Here is a 16,203-nt window from a genome sequence, read left to right as displayed (position 1 = left end):
CGTTACATCTCCTCGGCTACGTAACTGCGAAGCCAGGCCCGGAAGTCCGGGCCCAGGTCTTCACGTTCGCATGCGAGTCTGACAATGGCACGCAGGTAGTCGCCGCGGTCGCCGGTGTCATAGCGGCGGCCCTTGAAGACGACGCCGTGCACGGGGCCGCCGACCTTCTCGTCCTCGGCGAGCTGCTGGAGGGCGTCGGTGAGCTGGATCTCGCCGCCGCGGCCGGGCTCGGTGGTGCGCAGTATGCCGAAGATCGCCGGGTCGAGGACGTAGCGGCCGATGATCGCGTAGTTCGACGGGGCGTCCGCCGCGTCGGGCTTCTCGACCAGGCCGGTCACCTTGACGACGTCGCCGTCCTCGGTGGGCTCCACGGCCGCGCTGCCGTAGAGGTGGATCTGCTCCGGCGCGACCTCCATGAGGGCGACGACGCTGCCGCCGTGCCGCTCCCGCACCTCGACCATGCGCGCGAGCAGCGGGTCGCGCGGATCGATCAGGTCGTCGCCGAGCAGGACGGCGAACGGCTCGTCACCGACGTGCGGGGCCGCGCACAGGACGGCGTGGCCCAGGCCCCTGGGGTCGCCCTGACGGACGTAGTGCATGGTCGCCAGGTCGCTGGACTCCTGGACCTTGGCGAGCCGTTTCGCGTCGCCCTTCTTCTGGAGGGCCGACTCCAGTTCGTAGTTGCGGTCGAAGTGGTCCTCGAGGGGGCGCTTGTTGCGGCCCGTGATCATGAGGACGTCGTCGAGGCCCGCGGACACGGCTTCTTCGACCACGTACTGGATCGCCGGCTTGTCGACGACCGGCAGCATCTCCTTGGGAGTGGCCTTGGTGGCCGGCAGGAACCGGGTGCCGAGGCCTGCTGCGGGGATGACAGCCTTGCTGATCCTGGTATGCGACTGGGTCATGCACGCAACCTTATCCGGTGCCTTTGCAAGGAATCTGCAGGTCCGGTTAGTTAGCTGTCGTATGAGCGCACTGGTGAGGGTATGGGAGCGACTGTTGACTGACATCGGACATCCGGCCGAGCCTGACAAGCGAATGTTGCGGCGAGAGTTCCTCGCGGTGAGGAACAGGTTGACGGCGGATGTCGTACGGGAGGCGGCCGGCGCACTGGCCGCGCGGGCCCTGGAACTGCCGGAACTGGCGCGGGCGCGCACGGTGGCGGCGTACGTCTCCGTGGGGAGCGAGCCCGGCACCCTCACGCTGCTGGACGCGCTGCGCGCGCGGGGCGTGCGCGTCCTGCTGCCCGCCCTTCTGCCCGACAACGACCTCGACTGGGGCGCGTACGCCGGAGAGGGCTCCCTCGCGCGCGTGCAACACGGCGGGAAGATGGCCCTGTTCGAACCCGCGGGCGAACGCCTCGGCCCGGACGCCGTGTCCGCCGCCGACGCCGTCCTGCTGCCCGGCCTCGCGGTCGACGCGCGCGGCATGCGTCTGGGACGCGGCGGGGGATCGTACGACCGCGTGCTCGCCCGTCTGGAGCGCGCGCACGCCCATCCGGCGCTCGTGGTGCTCCTGTACGACGTGGAGATCGTCGCCGACGTGCCGGCGGAACCGCACGACCGGCCCGTGCACGCGGCGGTGACGCCCTCCAATGTGCACCGGTTCGGCTCCTGACGCACCGGCCGCCGAAACGGCGAACGGGGCCTGCACGCGCGCGTGCAGGCCCCGTCTCACGCTCGGCTCACGGCTTCAGGACCAGCGAGTCGCTCGTGCTGTCCTCGACGGCCTTGTCCGAGAAGGACCAGTCCAGCAGTTCGCCCTTGACCCACTTGCCGGTCTGGTCGGTGTAGTGGGCGCTGAATGCGTGCCCGGACGCGCCGGTGAGGTTGATCCACTTCGACTTGTCGAGGTCGTCGAGGTTGACCACCATCCGCATCGACGGCACCCATACGACGCCGTAGCCGCCTGCCGCGTTCCAGCCGGTCGCGTTGACCGCGGCCTCGCCGCCGCCGAGGTTCCACGGACCGCGGTTGAGGATGTACTTCAGGAAGGAGGGGCCGTCGGTGCCCAGGGTCTGGTTCTTCAGGAACAGGCGGTGCAGCCGGCCCCAGCTCCAGGTGTCGATGTCCTTGCCCAGCTTGGCGGTCAGCTCCCAGCGGGCGTCGATCAGGGCGCGCTTGAACAGGTCGTCGCGGTTGTGGTCCGCTCCGTCGCGGGCCCCCGCCTCGGGCGTCGTCCACCAGTCGCTGTTCTCGTCGTCCAACAGCTTGCGCACGACCTCGAACCAGCGGTCGCCGCCGTCCGGCTGCGCCTGGTCGGCGTCGCGCTGGCCGCACTCGCGGACCTTCTGGGTGTCGTCCACGGGGCCGGTGGTGTTGACCGGGTCGACCCACAGGCACTGGCTCTTGACCCGCAGTTCCTTGGGCAGCTTGTTGCCGAAGGCGAGCTTGAGGATGTTGCGCCAGACCGAGTTGAAGTACGCGGCCGCCGCCGAGTCGGGGTCCTGGGTGTAGTCCCAGCCCTCGAGGAGCTTCTGCGCCTCACGGACGTCCTTGTCGGCGATGTCGATCTTCAGCAGCTTGGGCACGAGCAGCTTGGCGATCTCGCTGCTGTTGTCGAGCTGCATCTGCCGCATGTCGTCGGTGGAGATCTTGCCGCCGCCGTCGATCTTCTGCTTGATCAGGTCGGTGATGCGCTGGCTGCGGGTGCCGTAACCCCAGTCGGTGGTGAGCGTGTACGGGTACTTGTCCTTGTCGACCACGGCCTGGTTGGCGGTGACGACGTAGCCGCGCTTCGGGTCGAACTCGTAGGGCAGGGCGTCCTGGTCGATGTAGCCGGTCCAGGCGTACTTGGAGTCCCAGCCCGGCGCCGGGATCGAGCCGTCGACGCCCTTGGCACGCGTGGGGATCCGGCCGGGCAGCGTGTACCCGATGTGGTTCTCGGTGTCCGCGTAGACCAGGTTCTGCGAGGGCACGTCGAACAGCTGGGCGGCAGCCCGGAAGTCGCTCCAGTCGGCCGCCTTGTCCATCGCGAAGACGGCGTCCATGGAGGTGCCCGCCTCCAGGGCGGTCCACTTCAGCGCGATGCCGTAGCCGTCGCCGCGGTCGGGCGCCGCGGTGTCGACGGTGGCCTTCTTGCCGACCTTCACGAGCTCGTCGTCACGGTCGGACAGCAGGGGCCCGTTGTTGGTCGTACGGACGACGATCTTCTTGGACTCCCCGCCGGCGACCTTGATGGTCTCCTCGCGCGAGGTGAACGGCTTCACCTTGCCGTCGTACAGGTAACCCTCGCCGCTGAGCTTCTCCAGGTAGAGGTCGGTGACGTCGACCCCGGAGTTCGTCATGCCCCAGGCGATGTTCTGGTTGTGGCCGATGACCACACCCGGCATCCCCGCGAAGGTGTAGCCGGTGACGTCGTACTGGCACTTGCTGGAGACCGTGCGGCAGTGCAGGCCCATCTGGTACCAGACGGACGGCAGCGAGGCCGACAGGTGCGGGTCGTTGGCCAGCAGCGGCTTTCCGGTGATCGTGTACTTGCCGGCGACGACCCAGGAGTTCGAGCCGATGCCGTTGCCGTTCACTCCGACGGCCGCGGGGACGTTGTCCAGGACGTCGTAGAGGCCGGACAGCTGGCTCTGCAGGGCCGACGCGCCGGAGCCCGTGGCGGTGCCCGTCGAGCCGGTCGTGGAGGTCTCTCCGGTCGACGTGGCGCCGTTCTGCTGGAACGTCCCGGTGAGCGCGTCGTACTGGCCCTCCTGGACGATCGCGGCGTTGCGGCTGTACGGGTACTGCGGGTACAGGTCGGCGATCTGCTTGGGGCCCAGACGGCTGGTCATCAGCGCCCGGTCGATCTCGTCCTGCATGTTGCCGCGCAGGTCCCAGGCCATCGCCTTCAGCCAGGACACCGAGTCGACCGGGGTCCACTGCTGGGGCGTGTAGTCGTTGGTGAACCCGAGGGCGGCGTACTCCAGGGAGATGTCCTTGCCGCCCTTGCCCTTCAGGTAGGCGTTGACTCCCTTGGCGTACGCCTGGAGGTACTTCTTGGTGGCGGCCGACAGGGTGGTGTCGTACTCCTGCTCGGCGACCCGGTCCCAGCCGAGAGTGCGCAGGAACTCGTCGTTCTTGACCTGGCCCTTGCCGAACATCTCCGACAGGCGCCCGGAGGTCATGTGCCGGCGGACGTCCATCTCGTAGAACCGGTCCTGCGCCTGGACGTAGCCCTGCGCCATGAACAGGTCCGCGTCGGAGGAGGCGTAGATCTGCGGGATGCCGTAGCCGTCGCGCTTGACGTCCACGGGCCCCGACAGGCCCTCCAGCGTTATCGAACCCTTGGTCTGCGGGAACGATGCGCGAACGGTACTGATGGACCAGTACGCGCCGAAGGCCAGGCCGCCGATGATGGCCAGTACGAGGACAAGGACGAACAATCGGGCTTTGCGCCCCTTCTTCCTGCCGGACTTGCCGGGCTGCTGACCCGATGAGGCGGTGGTGTTGGGGGGCATCGCTGTCCTTGCTGTCCTAACGCGAGCGGCAGGGCGGGCTGTGCTTTTGACTGAGCGCTGGAGCAACCATAGGCGCAGGGCTCGGCGCGACTTGACGCGGAGTAGGGAACCGGCACGGACGGGCGTTCGATCTTGCGCCGAGAAGTGTCAAGAAATCGTCAAGAGTTAGGTAAGGTAACGAAGTACTTGGGTGCGAAGCCCCTCGGCTTCGTGTCGGATGTACGTGAGCTCTCGCGCGCAGCGCGGGGGCCAGGGAAGGGAACGGCCGCTGACTGTCCAGCACCTCAACCAGCTTCTGCTCGTCTGCTCGCTCGTCCTGCTCGTCGCCGTGGCAGCGGTCCGGATCTCCTCGCGCAGCGGGCTCCCCAGCCTGCTCGTCTACCTGGGCATCGGCATCGCCATGGGCCAGGACGGCGTGGGCGACATCCACTTCGACAACGCCGAACTGACCCAGGTCATCGGATACGCGGCCCTCGTCGTGATCCTGGCCGAGGGCGGCCTCGGCACGAAGTGGAAGGAGATCCGGCCGGCCCTGCCCGCCGCGACGGCGCTGGCGCTGGCCGGGGTCGCGGTGAGCGTCGGGGTCACCGCGACGGCCGCGCACTACCTGATCGACCTCGAGTGGCGGCAGGCGCTCATCATCGGGGCGGTGGTGTCCTCGACGGACGCTGCGGCGGTGTTCTCCGTGCTGCGGAAAATCCCCCTCCCCGCGCGCGTGACGGGCATGCTGGAGGCCGAGTCCGGCTTCAACGACGCTCCCGTGGTCATCCTGGTGGTCGCCTTCTCCACGGCCGGCCCGGTCGAGCACTGGTACGTGCTCGTCGGCGAGATAGCCCTGGAACTCGCGATCGGCGCGGCCCTGGGACTCGCGGTGGGCTGGCTGGGCTCCTGGGGACTCAGGCATGTGGCCCTGCCGGCTTCCGGCCTCTATCCGATCGCCGTGATGGCCATCGCGGTCACGGCGTACGCGGCGGGCGCCCTCGCCCACGGCAGCGGATTCCTGGCCGTCTACCTCGCCTCGATGGTCATGGGCAACGCGAAACTCCCCCACTGGCCGGCCACCCGAGGGTTCGCCGACGGACTCGGCTGGATCGCCCAGATCGGCATGTTCGTGCTGCTCGGCCTCCTGGTCACCCCGCACGAGCTGGGCGACGACGTGTGGCCCGCGCTGCTCATCGGGCTGGTGCTGACGATGGTGGCGCGTCCGCTGAGCATCGTGCTGTGCCTGACGCCGTTCCGGGTGCCGTGGCAGGAGCAGGCCCTCATGTCCTGGGCCGGGCTGCGCGGCGCCGTACCCATCATCCTGGCCACCATCCCGATGGTGCAGGGCGTCGACGCCAGCCGCCGCATCTTCAACATCGTCTTCGTCCTGGTCGTCGTCTACACCCTGGTCCAGGGTCCGACGCTGCCGTGGCTCGCCCGCAAGCTGCGCCTGGGCGGGGACCCCGAGGCGGCCGACCTCGGCATCGAGTCGGCGCCCCTGGAACGGCTGCGCGGCCATCTGCTGTCCGTCGCGATCCCCGAGGCCTCGAAGATGCACGGCGTCGAGGTCAACGAGCTGCGGCTGCCGGCCGGGGCCGCGGTCACCCTCGTCGTACGCGACGGAAAATCGTTTGTCCCGCTGCCGGCGACGGTGCTGCGCCGCGGGGACGAGCTGCTCGTGGTCGCCACCGACCCCGTCCGCGACGCCGCGGAGCGACGCCTGCGCGCGGTGGGCCACGGCGGCAAGCTGGCCGGCTGGCTGGGCGACACGGGCGAGCCGGGCGCGCAGGGGACGGGACACTGACGGCAGGGCCGCCGCGTCCGACGCTTTCGCGTCCGACACCGCCGCCGCACCGTTAAGGATGTGTTTCCTACAGTTCACACCCACGGCAATCGCAGGTGAACGAGCCCATAGTGCTCGTTTTCACAGGATCACAGGCCGTTGGTCACTGTATGATGAAGGCGCATTCTGATCGAACCAACTCTGCCTGACGCAGAGCTGGCGCGACCGTATGGCGGCCGAGACGCACTCCGCAGTGGGCACCGGCATCTACCGCAGTCCGCGCAAGAGGACAGCTCTCGGCGCCCCCGCACAGGCGCGCTACCAGGCGGCAGAAAGGCACGGGCCGTGGCATCCACGGTCACCTCCCGCCCTGGCTACGGACAGTTGCTGCGCACCCGCGGCGTCTGGACGTTCCTGCTCCCCGGCTTCGCCGCGCGCCAGCCGTTCGCGATGCTCACCATCTCCATCGTGCTGCTGGTGCGGCACACCACCGGCTCGTACGGCGCGGCGGGCGCCGCGGCGGCCGTCACCGGCGTCTCCATGGCGCTGTTCGCCCCCTACAGCGGCCGCCTCGCGGACCGCTACGGGCAGCGCGCGGTACTGCTCCCCGGCGTACTGGTGCACACCTTGTCCGGCCTGGCCCTGACCGCTCTCGCGCTGGCGCACGCCCCGCTGTGGGCGCTGTTCGCCGCGGCCGTGCCCACGGGCGCCTCGGTGCCCCAGATCGGCCCCATGGTGCGTGCCCGCTGGGGCGTACGGCTCCAGGGCTCGCCGCTGCAGACCACCGCGGCGGCCTTCGAGTCCGTCACGGACGAGCTGACCTTCGTCTTCGGCCCCCTGCTGGCCACGGCCCTGTGCACAACCCTCCACCCGGCCGCCGGCCTGCTGACGGAGGCGTCCCTGACGCTCGTCGGCGGACTGCTGTTCGCCGCGCAGAAGAGCACGCAGCCCACCATCGCCACGGCGGGGCACGCACGCGTGCGGCACGCTTCCGCTCTGCGCGTGCCCGGCGTGCGCGTGCTGATCGTCACCTTCCTGGGCATCGGGTCCGTGTTCGGCGGCATGCAGGTCTCGCTCGCCGCGTTCACCGAGTCGATCGGCGAGCCCGGCCTGAACGGTGTCCTGTACGGCGTCTTCGCCGCGGGCAACATGCTGTCCGGTGTGGTCTGCGGCGCCGTCGCGTGGAAGGCCGCCCCCCGACAGCGCCTCCTCGTCGGGTACGCCGCCCTCGCACTGACCGCCTCCGGCCTGTGGGCCGCGCACTCGGTGCCGGTGCTGGCCGGCCTCGGGCTCCTCGTCGGCATGTCCATCGCGCCCACCCTGATCACCGGCTACACGCTGGTCGACAGCCTGGTTCCGGCCGGCGCCCGCACCGAGGCGTTCACCTGGCTGACCGGCGCGGTGGCCCTCGGCCAGGCGGCCGCCGTCACGATCGCCGGACAGCTCGAGGACCGCTTCTGGGGCGGCGCCGGATTCCTGGTCCCGATGGGTGGCACACTGCTCGCCCTGGCCACCCTGGTGGCCCTGCGCTCACGACTGGCGGCACCGCCCCGCAGCCGTACCGTCGCACGTGGCGTCGGTCACCGCGTGCCGGTGACAGTGGACTGATCCTCGGGAATACGTCACTATGGACCGTCGTTAGCACTCATCGAGTGAGAGTGCCAGGAGGAAGACAGTGCCCACCTATCAGTACCAGTGCACCGAATGCGGCGAGGGCCTCGAGGCGGTGCAGAAGTTCACCGACGACGCCCTGACCGAGTGCCCCAATTGCGGTGGCCGCCTGAAGAAGGTGTTCTCCGCGGTCGGCATTGTCTTCAAGGGCTCCGGCTTCTACCGCAACGACAGCCGCGGCTCCTCGTCGAGCAGCGCGCCGGCGTCGGCCTCGAAGTCGACGTCCTCCGACGCGAAGTCGTCGTCCTCGGAGTCGAAGTCGTCCTCGACCTCGTCGGCGTCCTCGGACTCGAAGTCGAAGTCGAAGTCGTCGAGCACCGGCAGCTCGTCCAGCAGCAGCTCCGCCGCGTAACACCGGCTCCCCGAACGGATCGCGGAGACCCTGCCGTCGTACGACGGCAGGGCTTTCGGCGTTTCCGGGCCCCTGGTGGGTCCCGGTGCGGCGCCCGCTAATGTGCTGGTCATGGCGAACGCAGAGATCGGTGTAATCGGCGGCTCCGGCTTCTACTCGTTCCTCGACGAGGTGACCGAGGTCCAGGTGGACACCCCCTACGGACCGCCCAGTGACTCCCTCTTCCTCGGCGAGATCGCCGGCCGCCGGGTCGCCTTCCTGCCCCGCCACGGGCGCGGGCACCACCTGCCGCCGCACCGCATCAACTACCGCGCGAACCTGTGGGCGCTGCGCTCGGTCGGCGCGCGCCAGGTCCTCGGCCCGTGCGCGGTGGGCGGTCTGCGCCCCGAGTACGGGCCGGGCACCCTGCTGGTGCCGGACCAGATGGTCGACCGCACGAAGTCCCGGGCGCAGTCGTACTTCGACGGGCTGCCGCTGCCCGACGGCACGGTGCCGAACGTGGTGCACGTGTCCCTGGCCGACCCCTACTGCCCGGTCGGGCGCGCGGCCTCGCTGAAGGCGGCGCGCGGCCGGGACTGGGAACCGGTGGACGGCGGCACGCTGGTCGTGGTCGAGGGGCCGCGCTTCTCGACCCGCGCCGAATCGTTGTGGCACCAGGCGCAGGGCTGGTCCGTGGTGGGGATGACGGGCCACCCCGAGGCGACGCTCGCGCGTGAACTCGAACTCTGCTACTCCTCGCTGACCCTGGTCACCGACCTCGACGCCGGCGCGGAGACCGGCGAGGGCGTCTCCCACGACGAGGTGCTGCGGGTGTTCGCGGCGAACGTCGACCGGCTCCGGGGCGTGCTGTTCGACGCGGTGGCCGCACTGCCCTCGAACGAGGAGCGGGACTGCCTGTGCACGTCGGCGCTGGGCGGGATGGATCCGGGGTTCGAGCTGCCGTAGTGGTTGTGGTGGTGTGGCATCCGTAGCGGTTGTGGCGGCGTGGCGGTTGTGGTGGCGTGGCGGTTGTGGTGGCGTGGCGGTTGTGGTGGCGTGGCGCTGCGGTGGCGTGGCGCTGCGGTGCGTGCGTTGTCGGGCGGGCCGGTGCCGGCCGGCACGCGAGGCTGGGCCGGTGCCGGAGGCCGGTGCGGTGCCTGTGCCGGAGGCCGGTGCCGGTGCCGAAGGCCGGCCGGTGCGGTGCCGAAGGCCGGTGCGGTGCCGAAGGCCGGTGCGGTGCCGAAGGCCGCGGGCCGCCTGCCGGTGTCGCGTACCGCTACCGCCTACCGCCTACCGCCTACCGCCTACCGCCTACCGCCTACCGCTGCGGAGCGTCTCGTTCGGGTGAGGGCGTTGTCCACAACCGGCCGGTTGTCCACCGGCTCCGACGGGCGGCGGCACGAAGCCTCATCGTGGCAGGGCAAGCCGATCCCTCGTCCCAGGTGGTGGTCCCGTGCCCTTCACACCCTCGTCCCCTCCGTTCCCCTCGCTGCCGCCGCGCCCGCTCGGCACGGATGCTCCCCCCACCTGCGAGGTACCGTACTTCGCTCCGGTCCGCGTGCGCGGCGGGCGGTACCAGCTGCGTCGGCTCGCACGGCACCGGAGGCGGGCCGTGGCGGCCGGGCTCGCGGTGACCGCGGCCGCGCTGGTGGCGGCCGGCCCTGGACACCCCGACCGGGCCCGCGGGCATCCGGCGGCCGAGCCGGTACGGGAACACCGCGCCGTCCAGATGGTGGCCGCGCCGGTGCGGATCGCCGACGGCGCCACGGTCCGGCTGTTGCGTCCCGGCGACCGGGTGGACGTCATCGCCGCCGAGGAACCCGTGGCGGGCGGCGAGGCCCGCCTGGTCGCGCGCGGGGCGCGGGTGACGAAGGTGCCCGAGCCGCTGGACGACGCGAGCGACGGCGGAGCGCTGGTGGTGCTCTCGGTGCCGCGTTCCACCGCGACGCGTCTCGCGGGGGCGAGCGCCACGGCACGGTTGGCGGTGACGCTGTGCTGAGCTGGCTCTCACACACCGTGCGCGAAAACTGGTCAAGTCCCTCATTGGAGGGGTGCGATTGGACAGGGCCGCCCCGCCCTGACGTAGGTTGCGGAGCTGTTTGTTCCACAAGCTGTGTATCCGACGAGAGGCCCCGGGGTGAGCGCGAAGAAGGAACCGAGCGTCTGGCAGGGCTTCAAGGCCTTCCTGATGCGCGGGAACGTCGTCGATCTGGCGGTGGCGGTGGTGATCGGCGCCGCCTTCACCAACATCGTCAACTCGGTGGTGAAGGGCCTGATCAACCCGCTGGTCGGAGCGATCGGCACGCAGAACCTCGACAGTTACAGCTCGTGCCTGAGTGCGACGTGCAAGGGCGACGAGGGCATCCGGCTCCTGTGGGGCTCGGTGCTCGGCGCCACCCTCACCTTCGTGATCACCGCGGCCGTCGTCTACTTCCTGATGGTCCTGCCCATGGCGAAGTACCTGGCCCGGCTGGAGGCCCGCAGGAAGGCGAAGGAGGGCACCCGCGAGGTCATCGAGGTGACGGAGCTGGAGGTGCTCAAGGAGATCCGCGACGCGCTGATCGCCCGGCAGCAGCGCGGCTCGGGGCACAACGAGCCCTGACAGGCGCGCTGCGCGCAACCCGGCGGGCGTGGGCCGGCCTGGTCCGCGAGGCTCAGATGTGGTGGGGCGGCTTCTCGTCGAGGAAGCGCCGCAGGTCGGCCGCGCTGTCACCGGTGGTGCCGGGCCGCTCGCCCCACCCACGGTCCGTGTCGTCCGAGGACTGCTGGTCCAACGGATCGTCGAAGACCAACTCGGCCTTGGGCTCGCGCGGCTCGGGGTCGGGGGCGGTACTCATGCGTCCAGGGTACGTGGACGTCCCTGCGGAACCCGTCCGGTCCATCTGCTGTGCTTGGCCCCATGACCTCCAGTCCCACTCCCCCGCCCAAGCCTCCGGGCGCGCCCGCAGGCCGCCCTCCTCTGCGCAGACTCACGGCGCGCGGCCGTCAGGAGGCGCACCGGGTCGCCTCACCGCTGGAACTCTTCTTCGACCTGTGTTTCGTCGTGGCCATCGCGCAGGCGGGCGTCCAGTTGGTGCACGCCGTCGCCGAGGGGCACGCGGGCCAGGGGATCCTCGACTACGCGATGATCTTCTTCGCCATCTGGTGGGCGTGGATGAACTTCACCTGGTTCGCCTCGGCGTACGACAACGACGACGTGCTCTACCGGGTCGTCACCCTGGTCCAGATCGCCGGCGTCCTGGTCCTCGCGGCCGGGATCTCCCAGGCCTTCACGGATCACGACTACCTCGTCGTCGTGCTCGGCTACCTGATCATGCGGCTCGCCATGTCGGCGCAGTGGCTGCGCGCGGCACGCTCCGCGGAGGGCACGGAGCGAACGACGGCCCTGCGGTACGCGGGTGGCGTACTGCTCTGCCAAGTCGGCTGGACGGGGCTGCTGTTCCTGCCCGAGAGCGCGCGGCCGTGGACGTTCCTGGTGATGGCGGTGCTCGAGATGTGCGTGCCGCTGTACGCGGAGAAGGACTTCTCGACCTCCTGGCATCCGCACCACATCTCCGAACGGTACGGACTCTTCACGATCATCGTGCTCGGCGAGACGATCGCCGCGGCCACCGTCGCCGTGAAAACGGGCGTGGACGACAACGACGCGCTGGGCGAACTGCTGCCGATCGCCGCGGGTGGGCTGCTGATCATCTTCGCCGCCTGGTGGATCTACTTCGTGGTACCCATCCACGGTCATCTGCGCTCCAGCAGGGACGCGTTCCTGTGGGGCTACGGCCACTACCTGGTCTTCGCCTCGGCCGCGGCGATCGGCGCGGGCCTCGAGGTGGCGGTCGAGCAGGCCGTCGACAAGGCCCACATCTCCACCCTGGCCGCCTCGTCCGCGGTGACCCTGCCGACCGCCCTGTACCTGCTCACCGTCTGGGCGCTGCACTCGCGTCACTTCAAGGTGGGCCCGGCCCAGCAACTGGTGCTGCCGACCGCGGCCCTGCTGGTGATCTGCTGCACCTTCCTGGGCGACTGGTCGGTGCTCGCCGCGGGCCTGGTGTCGGCGGCGGCGGTGACGGCCGGCGAGACGCTGAGCTCCCGCATGGCCGGCCGGGCGGACTGAAGCAGGAGGAGTAAGGAGAGGAGGGGGAAAAGGTGAGTCGGTCCGGCCGCCGCGGTCCGCGCCGGCCGCTGGACGACACTGGCCCCATGACAGTCGACGCATTGACGGACGTCACCGGTGTACGGGTCGGGCACGCGACGCGCACCGGCGACGGTTGGCTCACCGGCACCACGGTCGTCCTCGCTCCGCCGGGCGGGTCCGTGGTCGCGGTGGACGTGCGCGGCGGAGGCCCCGGCACCAAGGAGACCGACGCCCTGGACACCCGCAACCTCGTGCAGAGGATCGACGCGATCGTCCTGACCGGTGGCAGCGCGTACGGGCTCGACGCGGCGTCCGGGGTGATGGCCTGGCTGGAGGAGCAGGGGCGCGGCGTACCTGTCGGGCCGGATCCGGCGCAGGTCGTGCCCGTGGTGCCCGCCGCCGCGGTCTTCGATCTGGGGCGGGGCGGCGACTTCAGGGCCAGGCCGGACGCGGCCACCGGCCGGGCCGCGGTCGAGGCGGCCGCCGCGAGCGAGCCGGGCGCCCGCGTGAGCGAGGGATGCGTGGGCGCCGGTACGGGGGCCGCGGTCGGCCCGATGAAGGGCGGAGTCGGCACCGCGAGCACCGTGCTCGACTCGGGGATCACCGTGGCCGCGCTGGTCGTGGCCAACGCGGCGGGATCGGTGACGGACCCGGAAACCGGCGTCCTGTACGGGGAGTTGTTCGAGGGCCGCGTCACCTACCCCGAGCCGGCCGTGCACAAGGCCGCGCGTCGGCGCCTGGCGGAGTCTGCGGCGAAGGGCGCGCCTCTTCCGCTGAACACGACGCTGGCGGTGGTCGCCACGGACGCGGACCTGTCGAGGGCGCAGGCGCAGAAGCTGGCCGGCACGGCGCACGACGGTATCGCGCGCGCCGTACGGCCGGTGCACCTGCTCCACGACGGGGACACGGTCTTCGCGCTCGCCACGGGAGGACGTCCGCTCGCCGAACACCCCCTCGCCCTGAACGAGATCCTCGCCGCGGGCGCGGACCTGGTCACCCGCGCGATCGTCCGTGCCGTACGTGCGGCCGAGTCGGTGGACGGACCGGCCGGATCCTGGCCGTCGTACGAGGAGTTGTACCCGGCGGGCCGCTAGCCGCAGGCGACCGACCGTCGGCGACCGGACCTTGGCAATCGGCCGTCGGCGACCGGACCTCGGCGATCGACCGTCGGCAATCGGCCGTCGACGACCGGCCGTCGGCGACCGCGGGCCGGGTCATTGTCCTGGTTCTGTCACGTGATGGCGTCCGTCGTGATCGGCGGGAACCCGATCGACCGCCGAGCCCCTCTTTCTCCACGCACTGGAGCGGATCACCCACATCACACGAACCTGGAGCAGCCCGTGACAACGCCGGACATAGCAGCGCGGCGCATCCTGGGGGCCTTCGCCGCCCTGATGGTCGGCACCCTCACCCTCACCGGCTGCGGTGGGGACGCCAACGCGAGCAACGACAGCAAGGGCAACGGCGGCACGTCCGCCAGGACGGGCACCGCGAAGATCGTCATCTCGGCGAAGGACGGTTCGACCGGCGCCTCCATCAACGCGACCGACGTGAAGGTCAGCGGCGGGAAGCTGACCGACGTACAGATGACGGTGGCGACCACGGGGCAGGACGTACCGGGCTCGTTGTCGGCGAACGGCAGCGCCTGGAAGCCGAAGGAGCAGCTGGAGCGCGGGACGAAGTACCGGATATCGGCGACCGCCAAGGGCGCGAACGGCAAGACGATCGCCGCCGACTCCGCTTTCACGACCGTCTCTTCGGGCAACAGCTTCATCGGGACGTACACGCCGGACAACGGCACCACGGTCGGCGTCGGCATGCCGGTGTCGTTCGAGTTCGACAAGGCGATCAGCGACAAGAAGGCCGTGCAGTCGCACATCACGGTCTCCTCCAGCAGTGGGCAGAAGGTGGCCGGGCACTGGTTCGGGGCGCAGCGCCTGGACTTCCGGCCCGAGGAGTACTGGAAGGCCGGCTCCAAGGTCACCATGAAGATCGACCTGGACGGCGTCGAGGGCGCGAACGGCGTCTACGGGGTCCAGAAGAAGACGGTCACCTTCACGATCGGGCGGTCGCAGGTCTCCACGGTCGACGTCGACACGCAGATCATGACGGTCGTGCGGGACGGGCAGACCATCAAGTCGGTCCCGATCTCGGCGGGCAGCCCGCAGTTCACCACGTACAACGGGCAGATGGTGATCTCCGAGAAGTTCACCCAGCTCCGGATGGACAGCAGGACGGTCGACCTCGCCAACGCGTACGACATCCCGGACGTACCGCACGCGATGCGCCTGACCACGTCGGGGACCTTCATCCACGGCAACTACTGGTACAACAAGGGCAATCCGCCCTTCGGTCGCGAGGGCACCAGCCACGGTTGCGTCGGGCTCCAGGACGTACAGGGCGCGCAGGGCGACACGAGTGCCAAGTGGTTCTACGACAAGTCGCTCGTCGGGGATGTCGTGATCGTCAAGAACTCCCCCGACAAGAAGGTGGCGCCGGACAACGGCCTCAACGGCCGGAACCTGTCGTGGAGCGAGTGGCTCGCGGGGAGTGCCTCCTGATCCTGGCACCGACCATCTGACGCGCGGAAGCGCCCTCTGACCGGCATCTTTTGACGCACCCTCGGGCCGCGTGGGAACTTCCTCCGCGGCCCGGGAGTTTTCCGGGCGTACGTTTTCTCGGTTCCCGGACATGATGTCCGACCGAGGGGCTACGGTATGCACCCACAAGGTGACATGCAGCAACGCCGGGAGAAACCTTGAGCGTTCCGTACGAGACGGCAGCGTACGAACCACCCGAGTCGCCGGAGTCTCCGGAGGAGCACCTCGCGCGACTCCTGGGTCGCGCCCTCAACTCGTTCGAGCTGCCCGACGAGGCGATCCGCCGACTGGACTGCGCGCTCGCGCACGACAGTTCCCTGCACTCCGCGCACCACAGCGCGGGGCTGCATCGTGAGACGTACCGGCATACCTGGCTGCTCGCCGACGGCTCGGCGTGCACGCTCTGGGAGCTCGTCCACAACACCGCGCCGGGCAGCGCCCCGCAGCACGAGGTGTACGTCGACGAGGAGGAGCTGCGCGCCGCCACCGCCCGGCTGCCGCTCCCGTCGGTCGCGCCGGACTTCGAGCTGCCGGTGACGGTGCAGTTGTCGCCGGTGCTCACGCCCCGGCACGCGTATGTGCCGGACGACTCGGCGGACCACGCGCGCCGACTCCTACGCCGGGCGGAGAACCACGACCGGCCGGACGCGGACACGACCGCGCTGCTGAGTACGGCGTGCGCCCACCAGATCACCCAGGCGTTCGGGCGTCCGTGCCGGGCGGGACGTGCCGCGCTGTCCTTCTCGCTCTACGAGCACGCGTTCCTGCTGCGCGACGGCGAGGAGGTCTCCCTCTGGGAGGTCGAGCACACGGCGACGCCCGACGGGCGGCACATGTGCGAGGTCTACGTGTCCGAGGACGCGGCCCGAGAGGCGATGGAGAGGCGCGCGGCACAGGTCTCGTGAGCGCCTCGGACTGCCGAGCGCCTCGGCCGACCGGATCGGAACACCGGCCGTCCCGGCACCCGGCTCAGTGCCTGTCTCAGCGCCCGCCGCCGAGTTGCCGTACCAGACCGGCGAACGCGTCCTGCTCGGCAGGAGTCAGCTCGACGTACTCCCGGTGGGGACCGGCCTGCCGCTGATGCGGGAGGGCGGACAGGGTGTGACCGCCGGCGCGCCGCACAGCGGCCTCGAAGCGGCCACGGCGCAGCATGTAAGCCAGCCCGAAGGTCCAGGCGAGGGCCACCAGGATCAGAAGGCTCACACCGAGCGACTGGTAGATGGAGACGTGCTCAGGCATGCGCTCCAGTAGACACCACGG

The 16,203-nt window shown here is 70.3% G+C and carries 15 protein-coding genes; 11 read left to right on the top strand and 4 right to left on the bottom strand.

Features of this window, described 5'->3' with window-relative positions:
• Window positions 1-2: 2 nt before the first annotated feature.
• Entirely contained in the window at window positions 3-905 is a 903-nt protein-coding gene (gene galU, locus OG985_RS26415) for a UTP--glucose-1-phosphate uridylyltransferase GalU (RefSeq protein ID WP_371670817.1), read from the bottom strand.
• A 133-nt stretch (window positions 906-1,038) separates the two neighbouring features.
• On the opposite strand from galU, the gene OG985_RS26410 reads away from it, so the two are divergent.
• Window positions 1,039-1,617, top strand: a complete 579-nt coding sequence (locus tag OG985_RS26410; protein ID WP_371674501.1) for a 5-formyltetrahydrofolate cyclo-ligase — start codon at window positions 1,039-1,041, stop codon at window positions 1,615-1,617.
• Window positions 1,618-1,684: 67 nt separating this feature from the next.
• Here OG985_RS26410 and OG985_RS26405 read toward each other — a convergent pair whose 3' ends face one another.
• The gene (locus OG985_RS26405; RefSeq protein ID WP_371670816.1) at window positions 1,685-4,444 is read right to left on the bottom strand and encodes a penicillin acylase family protein; all 2,760 of its coding nucleotides are present in this window, start codon (window positions 4,442-4,444) and stop codon (window positions 1,685-1,687) included.
• 217 nt (window positions 4,445-4,661) lie between these two features.
• Here OG985_RS26405 and OG985_RS26400 point away from each other — a divergent pair, with 217 nt between their 5' ends.
• The 6 genes from OG985_RS26400 to mscL all read left to right on the top strand — a co-directional run bounded on the left by OG985_RS26400 (window position 4,662) and on the right by mscL (window position 10,813).
• Window positions 4,662-6,230 (top strand): potassium/proton antiporter, encoded by a 1,569-nt coding sequence (locus OG985_RS26400; protein WP_371670815.1) that lies wholly within the window; start codon window positions 4,662-4,664, stop codon window positions 6,228-6,230.
• A gap of 324 nt (window positions 6,231-6,554) precedes the next feature.
• Window positions 6,555-7,817 (top strand): MFS transporter, encoded by a 1,263-nt coding sequence (locus OG985_RS26395; RefSeq protein ID WP_371670814.1) that lies wholly within the window; start codon window positions 6,555-6,557, stop codon window positions 7,815-7,817.
• Between the two features lie 67 nt (window positions 7,818-7,884).
• Window positions 7,885-8,232 carry an FmdB family zinc ribbon protein gene (locus tag OG985_RS26390; RefSeq protein ID WP_371670813.1) on the top strand — a complete coding sequence of 116 codons (348 nt, stop codon included), beginning with the start codon at window positions 7,885-7,887 and terminating at the stop codon, window positions 8,230-8,232.
• 111 nt (window positions 8,233-8,343) lie between these two features.
• Window positions 8,344-9,177 (top strand): S-methyl-5'-thioadenosine phosphorylase, encoded by an 834-nt coding sequence (locus tag OG985_RS26385; RefSeq protein ID WP_371670812.1) that lies wholly within the window; start codon window positions 8,344-8,346, stop codon window positions 9,175-9,177.
• Window positions 9,178-9,664: 487 nt separating this feature from the next.
• Window positions 9,665-10,210: a hypothetical protein gene (locus OG985_RS26380; RefSeq protein ID WP_371670811.1), complete on the top strand. Its 546-nt coding sequence runs from the start codon at window positions 9,665-9,667 to the stop codon at window positions 10,208-10,210.
• Between the two features lie 138 nt (window positions 10,211-10,348).
• Entirely contained in the window at window positions 10,349-10,813 is a 465-nt protein-coding gene (gene mscL / locus OG985_RS26375; protein WP_371670810.1) for a large conductance mechanosensitive channel protein MscL, read from the top strand.
• 52 nt (window positions 10,814-10,865) lie between these two features.
• Here mscL and OG985_RS26370 read toward each other — a convergent pair whose 3' ends face one another.
• Entirely contained in the window at window positions 10,866-11,048 is a 183-nt protein-coding gene (locus OG985_RS26370) for a hypothetical protein (protein WP_371670809.1), read from the bottom strand.
• A gap of 62 nt (window positions 11,049-11,110) precedes the next feature.
• On the opposite strand from OG985_RS26370, the gene OG985_RS26365 reads away from it, so the two are divergent.
• From OG985_RS26365 to OG985_RS26350, 4 genes are all read left to right on the top strand, one after another.
• Entirely contained in the window at window positions 11,111-12,322 is a 1,212-nt protein-coding gene (locus OG985_RS26365) for a low temperature requirement protein A (RefSeq protein ID WP_371670808.1), read from the top strand.
• An 86-nt stretch (window positions 12,323-12,408) separates the two neighbouring features.
• Window positions 12,409-13,437, top strand: a complete 1,029-nt coding sequence (locus OG985_RS26360) for a P1 family peptidase (protein ID WP_371670807.1) — start codon at window positions 12,409-12,411, stop codon at window positions 13,435-13,437.
• 246 nt (window positions 13,438-13,683) lie between these two features.
• Window positions 13,684-14,904, top strand: coding sequence for an Ig-like domain-containing protein (locus tag OG985_RS26355; RefSeq protein WP_371670806.1), 1,221 nt, complete (start codon window positions 13,684-13,686; stop codon window positions 14,902-14,904).
• A gap of 197 nt (window positions 14,905-15,101) precedes the next feature.
• Window positions 15,102-15,848: a DUF6227 family protein gene (locus OG985_RS26350; RefSeq protein ID WP_371670805.1), complete on the top strand. Its 747-nt coding sequence runs from the start codon at window positions 15,102-15,104 to the stop codon at window positions 15,846-15,848.
• 76 nt (window positions 15,849-15,924) lie between these two features.
• On the opposite strand, the gene OG985_RS26345 is transcribed toward OG985_RS26350, so the two are convergent.
• Window positions 15,925-16,182, bottom strand: a complete 258-nt coding sequence (locus OG985_RS26345) for a hypothetical protein (RefSeq protein WP_371670804.1) — start codon at window positions 16,180-16,182, stop codon at window positions 15,925-15,927.
• Between the last annotated feature and the right edge of the window lie 21 nt (window positions 16,183-16,203).

The organism is Streptomyces sp. NBC_00289, assembly GCF_041435115.1.
Classification (GTDB): domain Bacteria; phylum Actinomycetota; class Actinomycetes; order Streptomycetales; family Streptomycetaceae; genus Streptomyces.
This window is presented reverse-complemented; position numbering and strand designations above follow the sequence as displayed.